Annotated in this window: 15 protein-coding genes; 7 read left to right on the top strand and 8 right to left on the bottom strand. The window is 60.0% G+C overall.

What is annotated here, in order from left to right:
• Positions 1 to 17: 17 nt before the first annotated feature.
• From PPUTUW4_RS22300 to metG, 6 genes are all read right to left on the bottom strand, one after another.
• Complete coding sequence (locus tag PPUTUW4_RS22300; RefSeq protein WP_015096685.1) at positions 18 to 602, bottom strand: Rnf-Nqr domain containing protein; 585 nt, start codon at positions 600 to 602, stop codon at positions 18 to 20.
• On the bottom strand, positions 595 to 1,206 hold the full coding sequence (locus tag PPUTUW4_RS22295; protein WP_015096684.1) for an RnfABCDGE type electron transport complex subunit G: 612 nt from the start codon (positions 1,204 to 1,206) through the stop codon (positions 595 to 597). The genes PPUTUW4_RS22300 and PPUTUW4_RS22295 overlap by 8 nt, the downstream gene beginning before the upstream one ends.
• Positions 1,203 to 2,189, bottom strand: a complete 987-nt coding sequence (locus tag PPUTUW4_RS22290) for an RnfABCDGE type electron transport complex subunit D (RefSeq protein WP_015096683.1) — start codon at positions 2,187 to 2,189, stop codon at positions 1,203 to 1,205. Before PPUTUW4_RS22290 ends, PPUTUW4_RS22295 begins: the two co-directional genes overlap by 4 nt.
• Positions 2,176 to 3,189 (bottom strand): electron transport complex subunit RsxB, encoded by a 1,014-nt coding sequence (rsxB, locus tag PPUTUW4_RS22285; protein ID WP_015096682.1) that lies wholly within the window; start codon positions 3,187 to 3,189, stop codon positions 2,176 to 2,178. The genes PPUTUW4_RS22290 and rsxB overlap by 14 nt, the downstream gene beginning before the upstream one ends.
• Positions 3,186 to 3,755 carry an Rnf-Nqr domain containing protein gene (locus PPUTUW4_RS22280; protein ID WP_015096681.1) on the bottom strand — a complete coding sequence of 190 codons (570 nt, stop codon included), beginning with the start codon at positions 3,753 to 3,755 and terminating at the stop codon, positions 3,186 to 3,188. Before PPUTUW4_RS22280 ends, rsxB begins: the two co-directional genes overlap by 4 nt.
• Before the next feature lie 108 nt (positions 3,756 to 3,863).
• Positions 3,864 to 5,915, bottom strand: a complete 2,052-nt coding sequence (gene metG / locus PPUTUW4_RS22275) for a methionine--tRNA ligase (RefSeq protein WP_015096680.1) — start codon at positions 5,913 to 5,915, stop codon at positions 3,864 to 3,866.
• A gap of 213 nt (positions 5,916 to 6,128) precedes the next feature.
• Between metG and apbC the strand changes: the two genes are divergently transcribed.
• A complete protein-coding gene (apbC, locus tag PPUTUW4_RS22270; RefSeq protein ID WP_015096679.1) occupies positions 6,129 to 7,223 on the top strand; it encodes an iron-sulfur cluster carrier protein ApbC in 1,095 nt (364 codons plus the stop codon).
• 137 nt (positions 7,224 to 7,360) lie between these two features.
• On the opposite strand, the gene PPUTUW4_RS22265 is transcribed toward apbC, so the two are convergent.
• Positions 7,361 to 8,119, bottom strand: coding sequence for an SDR family oxidoreductase (locus tag PPUTUW4_RS22265; RefSeq protein ID WP_015096678.1), 759 nt, complete (start codon positions 8,117 to 8,119; stop codon positions 7,361 to 7,363).
• A 166-nt stretch (positions 8,120 to 8,285) separates the two neighbouring features.
• On the opposite strand from PPUTUW4_RS22265, the gene PPUTUW4_RS22260 reads away from it, so the two are divergent.
• The 4 genes from PPUTUW4_RS22260 (at position 8,286) to groL (ending at position 11,798) form a co-directional block, all read left to right on the top strand.
• Positions 8,286 to 9,017: a HugZ family protein gene (locus PPUTUW4_RS22260; RefSeq protein ID WP_015096677.1), complete on the top strand. Its 732-nt coding sequence runs from the start codon at positions 8,286 to 8,288 to the stop codon at positions 9,015 to 9,017.
• 66 nt (positions 9,018 to 9,083) lie between these two features.
• Positions 9,084 to 9,560 carry an FxsA family protein gene (locus PPUTUW4_RS22255; RefSeq protein WP_015096676.1) on the top strand — a complete coding sequence of 159 codons (477 nt, stop codon included), beginning with the start codon at positions 9,084 to 9,086 and terminating at the stop codon, positions 9,558 to 9,560.
• A 248-nt stretch (positions 9,561 to 9,808) separates the two neighbouring features.
• Positions 9,809 to 10,102 (top strand): co-chaperone GroES, encoded by a 294-nt coding sequence (locus PPUTUW4_RS22250; RefSeq protein ID WP_007985847.1) that lies wholly within the window; start codon positions 9,809 to 9,811, stop codon positions 10,100 to 10,102.
• A gap of 49 nt (positions 10,103 to 10,151) precedes the next feature.
• Positions 10,152 to 11,798, top strand: coding sequence for a chaperonin GroEL (groL, locus tag PPUTUW4_RS22245; RefSeq protein ID WP_015096675.1), 1,647 nt, complete (start codon positions 10,152 to 10,154; stop codon positions 11,796 to 11,798).
• 194 nt (positions 11,799 to 11,992) lie between these two features.
• Here the strand turns inward: groL and PPUTUW4_RS22240 are convergent, their stop codons facing one another.
• Positions 11,993 to 12,736, bottom strand: coding sequence for a phosphatase PAP2 family protein (locus PPUTUW4_RS22240; RefSeq protein WP_015096674.1), 744 nt, complete (start codon positions 12,734 to 12,736; stop codon positions 11,993 to 11,995).
• A 217-nt stretch (positions 12,737 to 12,953) separates the two neighbouring features.
• On the opposite strand from PPUTUW4_RS22240, the gene colR reads away from it, so the two are divergent.
• The gene (colR, locus tag PPUTUW4_RS22235) at positions 12,954 to 13,637 is read left to right on the top strand and encodes a two-component system response regulator ColR (protein ID WP_007985839.1); all 684 of its coding nucleotides are present in this window, start codon (positions 12,954 to 12,956) and stop codon (positions 13,635 to 13,637) included.
• Positions 13,627 to 14,901 carry a HAMP domain-containing sensor histidine kinase gene (locus tag PPUTUW4_RS22230; RefSeq protein WP_015096673.1) on the top strand — a complete coding sequence of 425 codons (1,275 nt, stop codon included), beginning with the start codon at positions 13,627 to 13,629 and terminating at the stop codon, positions 14,899 to 14,901. The genes colR and PPUTUW4_RS22230 overlap by 11 nt, the downstream gene beginning before the upstream one ends.
• Positions 14,902 to 14,939 lie beyond the last annotated feature (38 nt).

Raw genomic sequence — 14,939 nt, 5'->3', positions numbered from 1 at the left:
CGTTTCCTCGTAGGCAATCAATGTGTGGGATTGGGGCGCCAGGCCTGCCAGGCGGCGATCAGCAGTCCGAGCAGAATGAACCCGCCAGGGACCAATGTGGCCAGGCGCAGACCACCATCGGCCACCAGCACCCAGCCTTGCCAGTCAGTTTGCGTTGCACCGGACAGCCACGATAGTCGGTTTCCAAGGGTTGCGTTGCCGATGAGTTCGCGCAACAGTCCCATAGCGATCATCAACGTGACAAACAAGCCACTGAGTCGCAGGCGCTGGCGCCAGCTGTTCTGAAAGAACCCGGTGTGTTCCAGTACGACGCACTGCAAGGCGATCATGGCGCCATAAAACCCCAGATGCTGCTGCCATTGCAGCGACCAGACTTGTGCCGTGAGCTCCGCGCAACTGGTGAGCGTGGCGGCCAACAGAACGCTGGCCGGAAAGCGCGCAGCCGGGACCAGTCGGGATCGCAGGGCGCCCATGGCCGGACTGAACAACCAGGTCACCACCATGAACATCAGGCACAGGCCAAGTGCGGCCATCAGCGAGTGGGTGGCACCGATCAGCGGCGTCAGCATCAGTGCGTTGCGCAGAGTGGATGAGTTATCCATGGGCAGGGTTCCCGAGCAGTTGTTGCCGGTGTTCATCAAAGTAGCGCAAGGCATCGTGCACGGCATTGATCACTGCTCTTGAGGTGATGGTCGCACCTGCGATCTGATCGAACTGCCCCTGATCCTTTTTCAGCGCCCAACCGCTGTCACCGGGCTCTGTTAGGGATTTTCCGGAAAAAATCTGCAGCCAGCCATTGGGCCAGTCGGCGATCCGTGCCCCCAGCCCAGGTGTTTCTGACTGTTTGAGGGTTTTGACGCCCAGCAACCTGCCATTGGCGTCGACAGCGATCATTAGCTCGATGGCACCGGTGTAGCCGAGGGTTTGACTACGCAGCAACACAGCGACGGGTTGCTCGCCCCGGGTCGCCATATAGCCACCCAGCAAGGTGCTGTTTGCCAGGGTGGTTGTTTCGATCCTGATGGGGTGGTCGAGTGGTTGGTTGTCGTAGCTGTCTGGCGGTATCAGGTCCAGCAGATTCCGGCTGTCGAGCAGGCGCTGTTCGGCCGCAATGCGCGGCGCGCTGCCGAGTTGCACGAAGTACGTCACGCCCATGCCCAGTGCGGCCAATAACACCAGAAGCGTGATGCTTGATGTCCGGTTCATGACGCCTCCGGCTGTTGTCTGGCCGCCACGAACCGCTCCAGCGCCGGCACACACAGGTTCATCAACAGCACGGCAAATGCGATGCCGTCCGGATAGCCGCCCCAGGTACGAATCAGATAAGTCAGGAGCCCGACGCCGACGCCGAACAGCAGTTTTGCTCCAGGGCTTCTGGCGCCGGATACCGGTTCGGTGATGATAAAGAACGCCCCGAGCATGGTTGCACCGCTCAGCAGGTGGAACAGCGGCGAGCCATGGGAGTCGGAGCCCGACCCGTTCCAGCACAACAGGCTGATGACGAACAGGCTGGCCAGCATGCCGACCGGTGCATGCCAGCTGATCACCCTTCGTTGCAGGAGAAACATTCCGCCCGCCAGAAACGCCAGGTTGACCCACTCCACACCGCGTCCACCGTAGTGGCCGAATGCCGGATTGCCGGCAAACAGTTCATCCATGGTCAGGCTTTTGTTGATCCGCAGGCTGTCCAGTGCCGTGGCCTGCACCCATGCATCCGGTGCCTGGCCGACACCGAACACTTGCTGCAAGCCACTCAACAGGTCCATGCCATGGGGCGATGGCCAATGGGTCATGGGTTGGGGAAAGGCCACCAGCACCAGAGCAAATCCGAGCATCGCCGGATTGAAGGGATTTGAGCCAACGCCGCCATATAAGTGCTTGCCGAAAATCATCGCAAAAGCGGCCGCGCTGAGGGTCAGCCACCATGGGCAGTAAGGCGGCAGCGCCAGAGCCAGCAAGGTGGCACTGACCAACGCGCTACCGTCACTCAGGGTTGGCCTCAGCGGTTGCTTGCGCCATTGCACGACGGCAGCTTCAACGGTCAGCGCAGCAGCGGCCGCCAGAACCAGGTTGATCAACACGCCCCAGCCGTATAACCAGAACGCTGCGAGCACTCCCGGCAGCACGGCCAGCAGCACCAGCTTCATGGCCTGCTGCAGGCGCTCATCAACGGTTTCAAGGGCTGGCATGGGCGTTCACCTGGCGTTCGGCTTCGCCGAGTGCGCGCTCCAGGGCTTCGATTTGCTCCGCCGGTGCTTCGTTGGCCTGAGCCTTCTTGAGTTCGGCACGGCGCATGGCCAACTGGATCTTGGCCCGCTTCAGATCGGCATCATTTGACGACACCGTTGCGACCGTCGGCGCAGTGGCAGGTGGCGCGGCGCTTTCCAGTTGCACCAGGTTTTGTTCGGCGTCTTCGAACTGCTGTTGCAGGACAATCAACTGTGATTGCTGTTCGAAGGTCGGTGGGTGTCCGAAGGCTTTCAGCGATTTGTGCAGCTGTGCCCGACTCATCGCCACATCGATCTTCGCCTTTTTCAGCGCGGCATCGGCAGTGGCGGCTTTCTGTGCGCGGACGCGCTTGAGGGCGGCCTGTACCGGGTCGACTGCCGCTTCGCTAGGTTGCGTGGCACGTTGCCGGGCTTGGCGTTCGGCGATTTTCTGTTGCTCTTCGCGCTGCAAGCGGGCATTGCGTTGTTCGAAGCGGCGCCGCGCGTGATCGCGCTTGAGGGCACGGGCCTGCTGCGCCTGCGGTGTGAGGGCCAGCCCCCCGACAACCGGCAATACAGTGTCCAGCGGCAGTGGACGCATTTCGATGCAGTCCACCGGGCACGGTGCTACGCAGAGGTCGCAACCGGTGCATTCATCGATGATCACCGTGTGCATCAGTTTGGCCGCCCCAACGATGGCATCGACCGGGCAGGCCTGAATGCACTTGGTGCAACCGATACACTCGGCTTCGCGGATATAGGCAATCTGCGCAGGTGCCGAGCCGCGAGTGATGTCCAGCTCCAGCACCGGCACCTTCAGCAACTCGGCCAGGGCCGCGATGGTTTCGTTGCCGCCGGGCGGGCACTTGTTGATCGGCTCGCCGCTGGCAATGCCTTCGGCGTACGGTTTGCACCCGGGGTGGCCGCATTTGCCGCATTGGGTTTGCGGCAAGAGTGCGTCGATGCTTTGAATCAGACTCATGTTTTGATCAATCCGCTGAATCCGAGAAAAACCACTGCGATCAGGCCGGCACCGATCAGGTCGATCGGCAGGCCGCGAAAGGGCAGGGGCACATCGTTGTCGAGTGTGCGTTGTCGCAGGTCCTGGAACAGACTCAGCACCAGCCAGAATCCCAGGCCGGCACCCAGGCTCAGGGCCGTGGCGTGAAACAATCCTTTATCTTCCTGGGCATTGAGCAGCGCCACCCCGAGCACACCAGCGTTACCCAGCAGCAATGGCCAGAGTCCCTCGAATGTCAGCGTCGAAAATAACCGTGCCAGCACGGTCAGTAACGGAGCGATCAGCAATACACTCAATGGCAGGAACACGAACAGGCGCAGCGACGTCAGTTGCAATGGGACCAGCAGCCAGTGGTAGAGCGCATAGCCGAGGATGCCGACAATCAGCATCAGGCACGTGGTCGCAATGCCCAGCGCATGGATTTGCCGACGTTCGCTGCCCAATAGCGGATCGACGCCCAGCGGCCAGTGCAACACGAAGTTGTTGATCAGGGCTGCACTGATAAGCGTCAGAAGCGTTTCGGTCATGATCGTCCATATCCGATGCTGGATAACTCTGTGGGAGTCAGTATGGGCCAGACATGAAAATCCCACAGTCGCGCCAGGCACGACTGTGGGATCGATTTGCCGCGGATCTTACTTGATACGCTGACCCGGCTTGGCGCCGCTGTCAGGGCTGAGCAGGTAGATCTCTTCACCGCCAGGACCGGCTGCCATCACCATGCCTTCGGAGATGCCGAACTTCATTTTCCGTGGCTTGAGGTTGGCGATCATCATGGTCAGGCGGCCATCGAGCTTGGACGGATCCGGGTAAGCGCTCTTGATCCCGGAGAACACGTTGCGTTGCTCGTCACCGATATCGAGGGTCAGGCGCAGCAGCTTGTCGGCGCCTTCCACGTGTTCGGCCTTGACGATCAGCGCGACGCGCAAATCGACTGCCGCGAAGGTGTCGAACTCGATTTCCGGCGACAGAGGATCCTTGGCCAGTTCGCCATTGCCGGCAGGTGCTGCTTCGCCGGTGTCGGTCTGGCTGGCGGTCAGGTCTTCTTTCGAGGCATCGGTCATGGCTTGTACCTTGACCGGGTCGATGCGGGTCATCAGCGGCTTGAACTCGTTCAACTGATGGTTGGCAAGCAAGGTCGCGTGGTCGCTCCAGGTCAGCGGTGCGACGTTGAGGAACGCCTCGGCGTCGGCGGCCAGCAGCGGCAGCACAGGCTTGAGGAAGATCACCAACTGGCGGAACAGGTTGACGCCGGTGGCGCAGATCGCCTGGACTTCATCCTGCTTGCCTTCCTGCTTGTTCAGCGACCACGGAGCCTTGTCGGCGATCCAGGCGTTGGCGCGGTCGGCCAGGCCCATGATCTCACGCATGGCGCGGGCGAAGTCGCGGGCTTCGTAGGCATCGGCAATGCCTGGCGCGGCGGCCAGGAATGCTTCGGTCAACTCAGGCGCGGCGTTGGTGTCGACCATCACGCCGGCATTGCCTTTGTGGATGAACCCGGCGCAACGGCTGGCGATGTTGACGACCTTGCCCACCAGGTCGGAGTTGACCTTCTGCACGAAGTCCTCGAGGTTCAGGTCGAGGTCGTCGACGCCACGGCCGAGCTTGGACGCGTAGTAATAGCGCAGGTATTCCGGCGACAGGTGATCCAGGTAGGTGCGGGCCTTGATGAAGGTGCCGCGGGACTTGGACATCTTCTGGCCGTTGACGGTCAGGTAGCCGTGCACGTTGATCCCGGTCGGCTTGCGGTAACCGGCGCCTTCGAGCATGGCTGGCCAGAACAGGGCGTGGAAGTTGACGATGTCCTTGCCGATGAAGTGGTACAGCTCGGCGGTGGAGTCCTTGCCCCAGAACGCGTCGAAGTCCAGTTCCGGCGTGCGGTTGCACAGGTTCTTGAAGCTGGCCATGTAGCCGATCGGCGCATCCAGCCATACGTAGAAGTACTTGCCCGGCTCGTCGGGGATCTCGAAACCGAAGTACGGCGCATCGCGGGAGATGTCCCACTGTTGCAGGCCGGCATCCAGCCATTCGGCGATCTTGTTGGCCACGGCATCCTGCAGGGTGCCGCTGCGGGTCCAGGTTTGCAGCATGGCCTGGAAGTCCGGCAGCTTGAAGAAGAAGTGCTGGGAGTCCTTGAGCACCGGGGTGGCGCCGGAGATAGCCGACTTCGGATCCTTCAGGTCGGTTGGCGCGTAGGTCGCGCCGCATTTTTCGCAGTTGTCGCCGTACTGGTCTTCGGTGCCGCATTTCGGGCAGGTGCCCTTGATGAAGCGGTCGGCCAGGAACATTTTCTTTTCCGGGTCGAAATACTGGGTGATCGAGCGCGTGGCGATGTGCCCGGCGTCACGCAGCTTCAGGTAGATCTGGCTCGACAGCTCACGGTTTTCTTCGGCGTGAGTGGAGTGGAAATTGTCGAAGTCGACCAGGAAGTCGGCAAAGTCGGCGCTGTGTTCAGCCTGGACGTTGGCGATCAGTTGTTCCGGGGTGATGCCTTCCTTTTCCGCGCGCAGCATGATCGCCGAACCGTGGGCGTCGTCGGCGCAGACATAGATGCATTGATTGCCGCGGTGCTTCTGGAAGCGCACCCACATATCAGTCTGGATGTATTCCAGCATGTGGCCAAGATGGATCGAACCATTGGCATAGGGCAGGGCGCTGGTGACGAGGATCTTGCGTGGCTCGGACATGGGGCTCGGCTACTTGATGAAACGGAGGTCGGCCACTATAAAGCGCCGGCGCATATTTTTCACCCTGTGCACCTGTTTCATTGGATGAGCAGCCAGAAAAGACCGCAGCCTGCGGCAGCTCCAACAGGGGGCACTCGTAGGAGCTGCCGAAGGCTGCAATTTTTTGAGGTACGATACCCATCATCTTTTCCAGTCCCGTTTTCGGAGTTGCCCATGAGCGCCGTCAATCGCGCAGCGGTGGAAGCCGTCCTTCGCCAATACACCGACCCTTACCTGAACCAGGACCCGGTCAGCGCCGGGTGCGTGCGCAACATCGACATCCAGGGCGACCGCGTCAGCGTCCAGCTCGAATTGGGTTACGCCGCCGGTCTGTTCAAGAGCGGCTGGGCGCAGATGCTGGAAATGGCCATTCAAGGTCTGGATGGCGTGTCGAGCGCCAAAGTTGATATCACCAGCGTGATTGCCGCGCACAAGGCCCAGGCGCAGATCCCGGGGCTGGCCAACGTCAAGAACGTGGTGGCCGTGGCGTCCGGCAAGGGTGGCGTGGGCAAGTCCACCACCGCGGCCAACCTGGCCCTGGCCCTGGCCCGCGAAGGCGCCAAGGTCGGGATTCTCGATGCGGACATCTACGGTCCGAGCCAGGGCATCATGTTTGGTATCCCGGAGCGCACCCGTCCTGAGGTCAAGGATCAGAAATGGTTCGTTCCGCTCAAGTCCCATGGCGTCGAAGTGATGTCCATGGCCTTCCTCACCGATGACAACACACCGATGGTCTGGCGCGGTCCGATGGTCTCCGGCGCCTTGCTGCAACTGGTGACCCAAACTGCGTGGGGCGACCTGGATTACCTGGTCATCGACATGCCGCCGGGTACCGGTGACATCCAGCTGACCCTGGCGCAGAAAGTGCCGGTGGCCGGTGCGGTCATCGTGACCACCCCGCAGGACCTGGCCTTGCTGGACGCGCGCAAGGGCGTGGAAATGTTCCGCAAGGTCAACATTCCGGTGCTGGGCGTGGTGGAAAACATGGCCGTGCACATCTGCTCCAACTGCGGACATGCCGAGCATCTGTTTGGTGAGGGCGGTGGCGTGAAGCTGGCCAACCAGTATGGCGTCGAGCTGCTGGCCTCGTTGCCGCTGTCGATGGTCATCCGCGAACAGGCCGATGGCGGCAAGCCGACGGTGATCGCCGAGCCTGACAGCCAGATCGCCATGGTTTACCAGGAACTGGCCCGTCATGTCGGTGCGCGGATCGTATTGCAGGAAGCTTTGACGCCGGCGATGCCGAATATCAGCATCAGCGACGACTAAAGCTTAGAAATACGATCCCCTGTAGGAGCGAGCTTGCTCGCGATGGACGTAAACGATGACGCGGGCTTTCTGGAAAAATGCATCGCCTTCGAGTACATCGCGAGCAAGCTCGCTCCTACAGTTGATTTACGCAGGACTTAGATCCGCAACCCGCCATCCATCTCCAGAATCCGACCGGTGTAATAGTCGTTCTCGAAGATGTAAGCCGCCGAATGGGCGATTTCCTCAGGTTTGCCCATGCGCTTGAGCGGAATGCCGGCGGTCATCTTCTCCAGCGCTTCAGGCTTCATGCCCAGGGTCATTTCGGTTTCGATGAAGCCCGGTGCAATTCCGGCCACGCGAATGCCGTAGCGCGCCAGTTCCTTGGCCCAGGTCACGGTCGCCGCAGCGACACCGGCCTTGGCCGCCGAGTAGTTGGTCTGGCCGACGTTGCCAGCACGGGAAATCGACGAGATATTGATGATCGCGCCGCTGTTTTTCAGCTCGACCATTTTCGCCGCGACTTCACGGGTGCACAGGAACACGCCGGTCAGGTTGACGTCGATGACCGCCTGCCACTGGGCCAGGCTCATCTTGGTCATTTCGCCATCCTTGACCTTGAGCAACAGGCCGTCACGCAGGATCCCGGCATTGTTGATCAGGCCGTGGATCGCGCCGAAATCTTCGGCGACCTGGGCGACCATGTGGGTCACTTGCTCTTCATTGGCGACGTTGCACAGGTAAGCTCGGGCTTCGACACCCTTGGCCTTGCAGGCCGCGACGGCAGCGTCGAGTTTTTCCTGGTTGAGGTCGACCAGGGCGAGTTTCGCGCCCTTGCCGGCGAAATACTCGGCCATGGAACGACCTAAACCCTGGCAACCGCCAGTGATAATGATTACTTTGTCAGTGAGTTGCATTCGCATGTCCCCCGGTGGCAGGTCTGAGTGGTTTCCTTGTAGAGAGCCTCTCGATCTGCGCCTGACGTGACCCGGCTACACATGAGAACTGCCCCCGATGGCATGCTGGGACTTTCGCCAGCAGCTTGTCCGTTTTTATGACGGATTCTATCTAAGGAGTCATAAATTGAGCGTTGAAGCGGCTAAGCATGCACGAGAATTGCTCCTCAAGGAATACCGTGGAGTGCTCTCGACGCATTCCAAATCAATGCCCGGTTTTCCGTTCGGCTCCGTGGTTCCGTACTGCCTGGACGAGCAGGGCCGGCCGCTGATCCTGATCAGCCGCATCGCCCAGCACACCCATAATCTGCAGAAAGATCCGAAATGCTCGCTGTTCGTGGGCGAACGTGGGGCTGAGGATGTCCAGGCCGTTGGTCGCCTGACCTATCTGGCGCAAGCGCAGCAACTCGAAGACGAAGCCGCCATCGAAGCCGCTTCCGAGCGTTACTACCGCTACTTCCCGGAGTCGCAGGGTTATCACAAGGCCCACGATTTCGACTTCTGGGTACTCAAGCCGGTGCGCCACCGTTACATTGGCGGTTTTGGCGCGATTCATTGGGTCAACGACCTGACCCTGGCCAACCCGTTCGCCGGCAAGGCCGAACTGAGCATGGTCGAGCACATGAACGCGGATCACGCCAAGGCCATCGCCCATTACGTCGAGCTGGCCGGGCTACCGAACAACGTGCCGGCGCAAATGGCCGGTATCGATACCGAAGGCATGCACCTGCGTATCGGCCAGAGCCTGTACTGGTTGCCGTTTCAAGCGCCTTGTAATACGCCGACACAAGTCCGCGAAGCCTTGGTTTCTCTGGCTCACGCCGAACATTGGCCGAAAAATGAAGTGGCCGACGCTTGAATTCACGAAACGGCGACGTCATCTAAGGTCAACTGGCAAGGCATTCTTGCGTTGAGGAACCATTTGATGCGCCCTTTTTTGTTGCTCTTTCTGCTGTTCCCGGTGTTGGAGCTGTTCGTATTCGTCAAGGTGGCAGGGTCCATCGGGTTTTTCCCGGCCCTGCTGCTGATCATTCTCGGTTCGATGTTCGGTGTGTTCGTGCTGCGCATCGCCGGCCTGGCCACGGCCCTGCGTGCCCGTGAAAGCCTGAACCGCGGCGAGTTGCCGGCCCAGACCATGCTCGAAGGCCTGATGCTGGCATTGGCCGGTGGACTGCTGATTCTTCCGGGTTTCATCAGTGATGTGATCGGCCTGTTCCTGCTGCTGCCGTTCAGTCGCCGTCTGCTGGCGGGCAAGATGCGCCAGCGCGCCGAAGAGCAGGCCATGCGTCAGCGAGCGTTCGCCGACGACCTGCAGGCACGCGGCGGTCCAGCCCCCCGTGAACCGTTGGGGCGTGAACCGAATGTGATCGAAGGCGAGTTCGAACACCGCGATACCAAGTAATACGCCCATCGACACGGCACCTTCGGGTGCCGTGTTCGTTTGCGGGGCATCGACCTGAAAAATTTTCGCTACCCGCCCTTGTAATAAGCTTATGCGCCCTTATGTAACGGTCACCGCAAGGTTTCTGGCGAACACGCCAGACAGACTTCCGCGGTTCGCTAGACGAACCGCAACCGGCACCGCCGGCCTTTGTTAAACCCGCCGGGACTACACCGGCCGATGAAAACCACAATTAGGAGAGATCGACAATGAAGCTTCGTCCTCTGCATGACCGCGTCGTCATCCGTCGCAGCGAAGAAGAAAAGAAAACCGCTGGCGGTATCGTCCTGCCAGGTTCGGCTGCTGAAAAAGCCAACAGCGGCGAAATCCTCGCTGTAGGCACCGGCCGCGTACTGGAAAACGGTGAAGTGCGTGCACTGTCCGTGAAAGTGGGCGACAAGGTTGTGTTCGGTCCTTACTCCGGCAGCAACACTGTGAAAGTCGACGGCGAAGACCTGCTGGTAATGAGCGAGAACGAAATCCTCGCTGTTATCGAAGGCTGATTACCCGCTCATTTTCCCGCTACTTCAAAGTATTTAAGGAATATCGATCATGGCTGCTAAAGAAGTTAAATTCGGCGATTCCGCCCGCAAGAAAATGCTCACCGGTGTCAACGTCCTGGCTGACGCAGTAAAAGCGACCCTGGGCCCGAAAGGCCGTAACGTGATCATCGAGAAGAGCTTCGGCGCTCCGACCATCACCAAGGACGGCGTTTCCGTAGCAAAAGAAATCGAACTGGAAGACCGTTTCGAAAACATGGGCGCGCAGCTGGTCAAAGACGTTGCCTCCCGTGCCAACGATGACGCAGGCGACGGCACCACCACCGCTACCGTTCTGGCTCAGTCGATCGTCAACGAAGGCCTGAAAGCCGTCGCTGCCGGCATGAACCCGATGGACCTCAAGCGCGGTATCGACAAAGCGACCATCGCGATCGTCAAAGAGCTCAAAGCCCTGTCCAAGCCATGCGCTGACACCAAGGCTATCGCTCAGGTAGGCACCATCTCCGCCAACTCCGACAACTCCATCGGCGACATCATTGCCGAAGCCATGGAAAAAGTCGGTAAAGAAGGCGTGATCACCGTTGAAGAAGGCTCGGGCCTGGAAAACGAACTGTCGGTTGTTGAAGGCATGCAGTTCGACCGTGGCTACCTGTCCCCGTACTTCGTCAACAAGCCAGAGACTATGGTCGCTGAGCTGGACGGCCCGCTGATCCTGCTGGTCGACAAGAAGATCTCGAACATCCGCGAAATGCTGCCAGTGCTGGAAGCCGTTGCCAAAGCCGGCCGTCCACTGCTGATCGTGGCCGAAGACGTTGAAGGCGAAGCCCTGGCGACTCTGGTTGTGAACAACATGCGTGGCATCGTCAAAGTCGCAGCCGTCAAGGCGCCAGGCTTCGGCGACCGTCGCAAGGCCATGCTGCAGGACATCGCCGTTCTGACCGGCGGTACCGTGATCTCCGAAGAGATCGGCCTGAGCCTGGAAAGCGCAACCCTGGAAAACCTGGGCAGCGCCAAGCGCGTGACCCTGTCCAAGGAAAACACCATCATCGTTGACGGTGCTGGCGTACACGGCGACATCGAAGCACGCATCACTCAGATCCGTGCCCAGGTTGCCGAGACTTCCTCGGACTACGACCGTGAAAAACTGCAAGAGCGTCTGGCCAAGCTGTCCGGCGGCGTTGCAGTGATCAAGGTTGGCGCTGGTTCCGAAGTTGAAATGAAAGAGAAGAAAGCCCGCGTTGAAGACGCCCTGCACGCTACCCGTGCAGCCGTTGAAGAAGGCGTGGTACCTGGCGGTGGCGTGGCACTGATCCGTGCCCTGGAAGCTATCCTGAACCTGAAAGGCGACAACGCTGACCAGGACGTAGGTATCGCTGTACTGCGTCGTGCCATTGAAGCACCGCTGCGTCAGATCGCTGCCAACAGCGGTGACGAGCCAAGCGTTGTGGTCAACGAAGTCAAGAACGGCAAAGGTAACTTCGGTTACAACGCTGCGACTGGCGAATACGGCGACATGATCGAAATGGGTATCCTGGACCCAACCAAGGTAACCCGTTCCGCTCTGCAAGCTGCATCGTCGATCGGCGGTCTGATCCTGACCACCGAAGCCGCTGTTGCTGAAGCACCGAAGAAAGACGGCGGTGCTGGCGGTGGTATGCCAGACATGGGCGGTATGGGCGGCATGGGCGGCATGATGTAAGCCAGCCTTACCCCTGTACGAAAAAACCCCGCCTGCGAAAGCAGGCGGGGTTTTTTATTGACGGGAATTTGAAGGGCGCCTCGGTTTAGTGTGGGAGCGGGCTTGCTCGCGAAAGCGATGTGTCAGACAACATGTTTGTTGAATGTTGAACCGCTTTCGCGAGCAAGCCCGCTCCCACATTTTTGATCTGTGTTTCAGGCACTCACCGGTTGTGCTTTGGCAACAGCGTCGGCTCGGGAAGCAGGCCGATACAGAATCCAGTAATACGACCCCAGGCAAATCAACCAGCAGAACACCGCCGTCCACACGTTGTGCGAGAAGAAGTGTGCGCCCTGCATCATCCGGCTGATGGAAAACACCGAACCCAAGGCAAATGCAAAGACAAATGCCGTACGGGCCATGCGCGGGCGGCGGTCACGCAGCACGAAGAACAACGCAAACAGGGTGAAACCGGTCGCAGCATGGCCACCGGGCCAGCAACGTCCAGGCTTTTCGGTATGCGGGCGAGGGCTCAACAGTTCGCTGTACGTCTCATGGCCGCCGAACTGCTCCAGGCTCCATGGGCATTGCACCGCCGTCACTGCTTTCATTGGCGTAACAAACGACGTCGCCAGCCCCAGCGAGAGCACCAGGCAACCCAGTTCGCGCTTGAACGGTTTGAGCCTGGCCATGAAGAACGAGGCGATGAAGCCGAGGATGGCAAACACCGAGAAGGCGATGACTACTTGCTTGGCGCGATCGTGCAGGATGTCCTCGAGAAAGTAACTGTGGCGTCCGATGAATTCCCCGGCGACCGGGTCGAAAAACAGCCTGGCCAGGTCCATATCCAGACTGGTCAATTCGAGCAACACCAGAATGATCGCGACAACGGCAGGGACTCCAAGGCACACCCAGAAATTGAGCGGGCGAGGAGCGGGGCGGGCTTGGGTCGAAACCATGCGAGTTCCTTGGTCGGTAAAGTGTTCTGAAAGGCGCAGCCACGCAGAGTTTGAACTCGATTGTGTCGTCAACCTGTGAGTCGACAGTGAAAAAATCGTTAATGCCGCAAACGTTTGATTTCAACGGTTACAGCAGCATGCAGTCCTAGCCCTGAGCCACACTTGGCCTTAAGCTGCGCGGGCCATGACGGTCGTTACTGTGGACGGAGAGATGCCCATGCGAATTCTATTGGTTGAAGACAACCGCGATATCCTGGCCAACCTGGCCGATTACCTGGGACTCAAAGGCTATACCGTGGATTGCGCGCAGGATGGTCTGTCTGGCCTGCATCTGGCGGCCACCGAGCATTACGACTTGATCGTGCTCGATATCATGTTGCCCGGCATCGATGGCTATACCTTGTGCAAGCGCCTGCGCGAAGATGCCCGGCGCGAAACGCCGGTGATCATGCTCACGGCCCGCGATCAACTGGACGACCGTCTGCAGGGCTTCAAGTCCGGCGCCGATGATTACCTGATCAAGCCGTTTGCCCTGTCTGAACTGGCGGCGCGTATCGAAGCGGTCATGCGCCGGACCCAGGGCGGCGGGCGGCGGACTCTGCAGGTCGGCGACCTGAGCTATGACCTCGACACCCTGGAAGTCACTCGCGAAGGCCGATTGCTGAAACTCAACCCGGTCGGCCTGAAATTGCTGGCCGTGTTGATGCAGAAAAGCCCGCATGTGTTGCGTCGTGAAATTCTTGAAGAGGCGCTGTGGGGGGACGACTGTCCGGACAGCGACAGCCTGCGCAGTCATGTCCACCAACTGCGCCAGGTGATCGACAAGCCGTTCGCCAAGCCGTTGCTGCAAACCGTTCACGGCGTGGGGTATCGCCTGGCCGAGGGGCGTGATGGAGTTTAAGCAGAGCCTTTCCCAACGAATCATCATTGCCTTTGCGTTGATGAGCGCACTGGTGGCGGGTGCCTTTGCCATGGGCATCGTCGCGACGGTGCACCTGGTGGAGGAAAAACTGATTTCGGCAGGCCTGGGCGGTGATTTGCAGCGCCTGTTGCTGATGGACAATGTCACGGACTGGAGACATCGCCCCGAGCCGGACCAATTGTTCTACTTCAGCAACGGGCCAGGCGATTTCAGGTTGCCCAAGGATTTGCGCCATCTGGAGCCGGGTTTTCACGAAGTCTTCCGTGAGAACCTGTCGTACCACGCCATGGTCGAAATCGTCGACGGCCGACGTTACGTGCTGTTGCAGGACCAGAGCGACTTCGAAGAGCGCGAGCGGGTGCTGTTTGCCGTGGTGCTGGTGGGTTTCGTGCTGAGCCTGGCGCTGGCGGTGTTTCTCGGCTGGGTCCTGGCACGCAAGGTCATGGCACCGGTGGTGCGGCTGGCCCGGCAGGTACGCCATCGCGATCAACTGCTCGGCCTGGCCCCACCTTTGGCCCCGGACTATGCCGCCGACGAAGTGGGCGAATTGGCCGTGGCCTTCGACGCTACCCTCGGGCGCTTGCGTCAGGCCCTGACCCGTGAGCGCTTGTTTACCAGCGACGTCAGCCACGAATTGCGTACGCCCCTGATGATATTGGCCAGTTCCTGCGAGTTGTTGCTGGAAAACCCCGGTCTCGATCAGCGTGGCCGCGCCCAGGTCGAGCGTATCGCCCGGGCCTGTGAAGAAATGCGTGAGCTGGTGCAAACCTTCCTGATGCTGGCCCGTGCCCAGCGCGAAGACGCCGGCATGTCGCCGCAACAGCCACTGGGCCAGGTGGCCGAGGGCCTGGTCGGTCTGTGGCGCGGACCCATTGAAAGCAAAGGGTTGAAGCTGATCTTCGAACCGGGCAGCCCTGAGGCCAGGAGTTACAACGCGACGCTCCTGCATGCGGTGATGGGTAACTTGCTGCGCAACGCCTTGCATTACACAGAACGGGGCTTCATTCGCCTGAGCCTGACGGGCACGGGATTTCTGGTCGAAGACAGCGGAGTGGGCATTCCCGAGGAAAAGCGCGAGGCGATGTTCGAACCCTTCGTTCGGGGCACTGAAAAGCGCGGGGAAGGCTTGGGCCTGGGGCTTTCACTGGTGCAGCGGATCTGTGAAAACCAGGGCTGGAGCGTCAGCCTGACTACGATGGAGCCCAGTGGCTGCCGTTTTCAGGTGGAGCTGTCCCGAACTTGATCTGTTGAGTCCGTCGTCCAGAAACCCCTATCAACTCA

This window comes from Pseudomonas sp. UW4, from assembly GCF_000316175.1.
GTDB classification, from domain to species: Bacteria; Pseudomonadota; Gammaproteobacteria; order Pseudomonadales; family Pseudomonadaceae; genus Aquipseudomonas; species Aquipseudomonas laurylsulfatiphila.
Note: the sequence above shows the minus strand (reverse complement) of the source record. Positions and strands in the feature narration are given on the sequence as shown.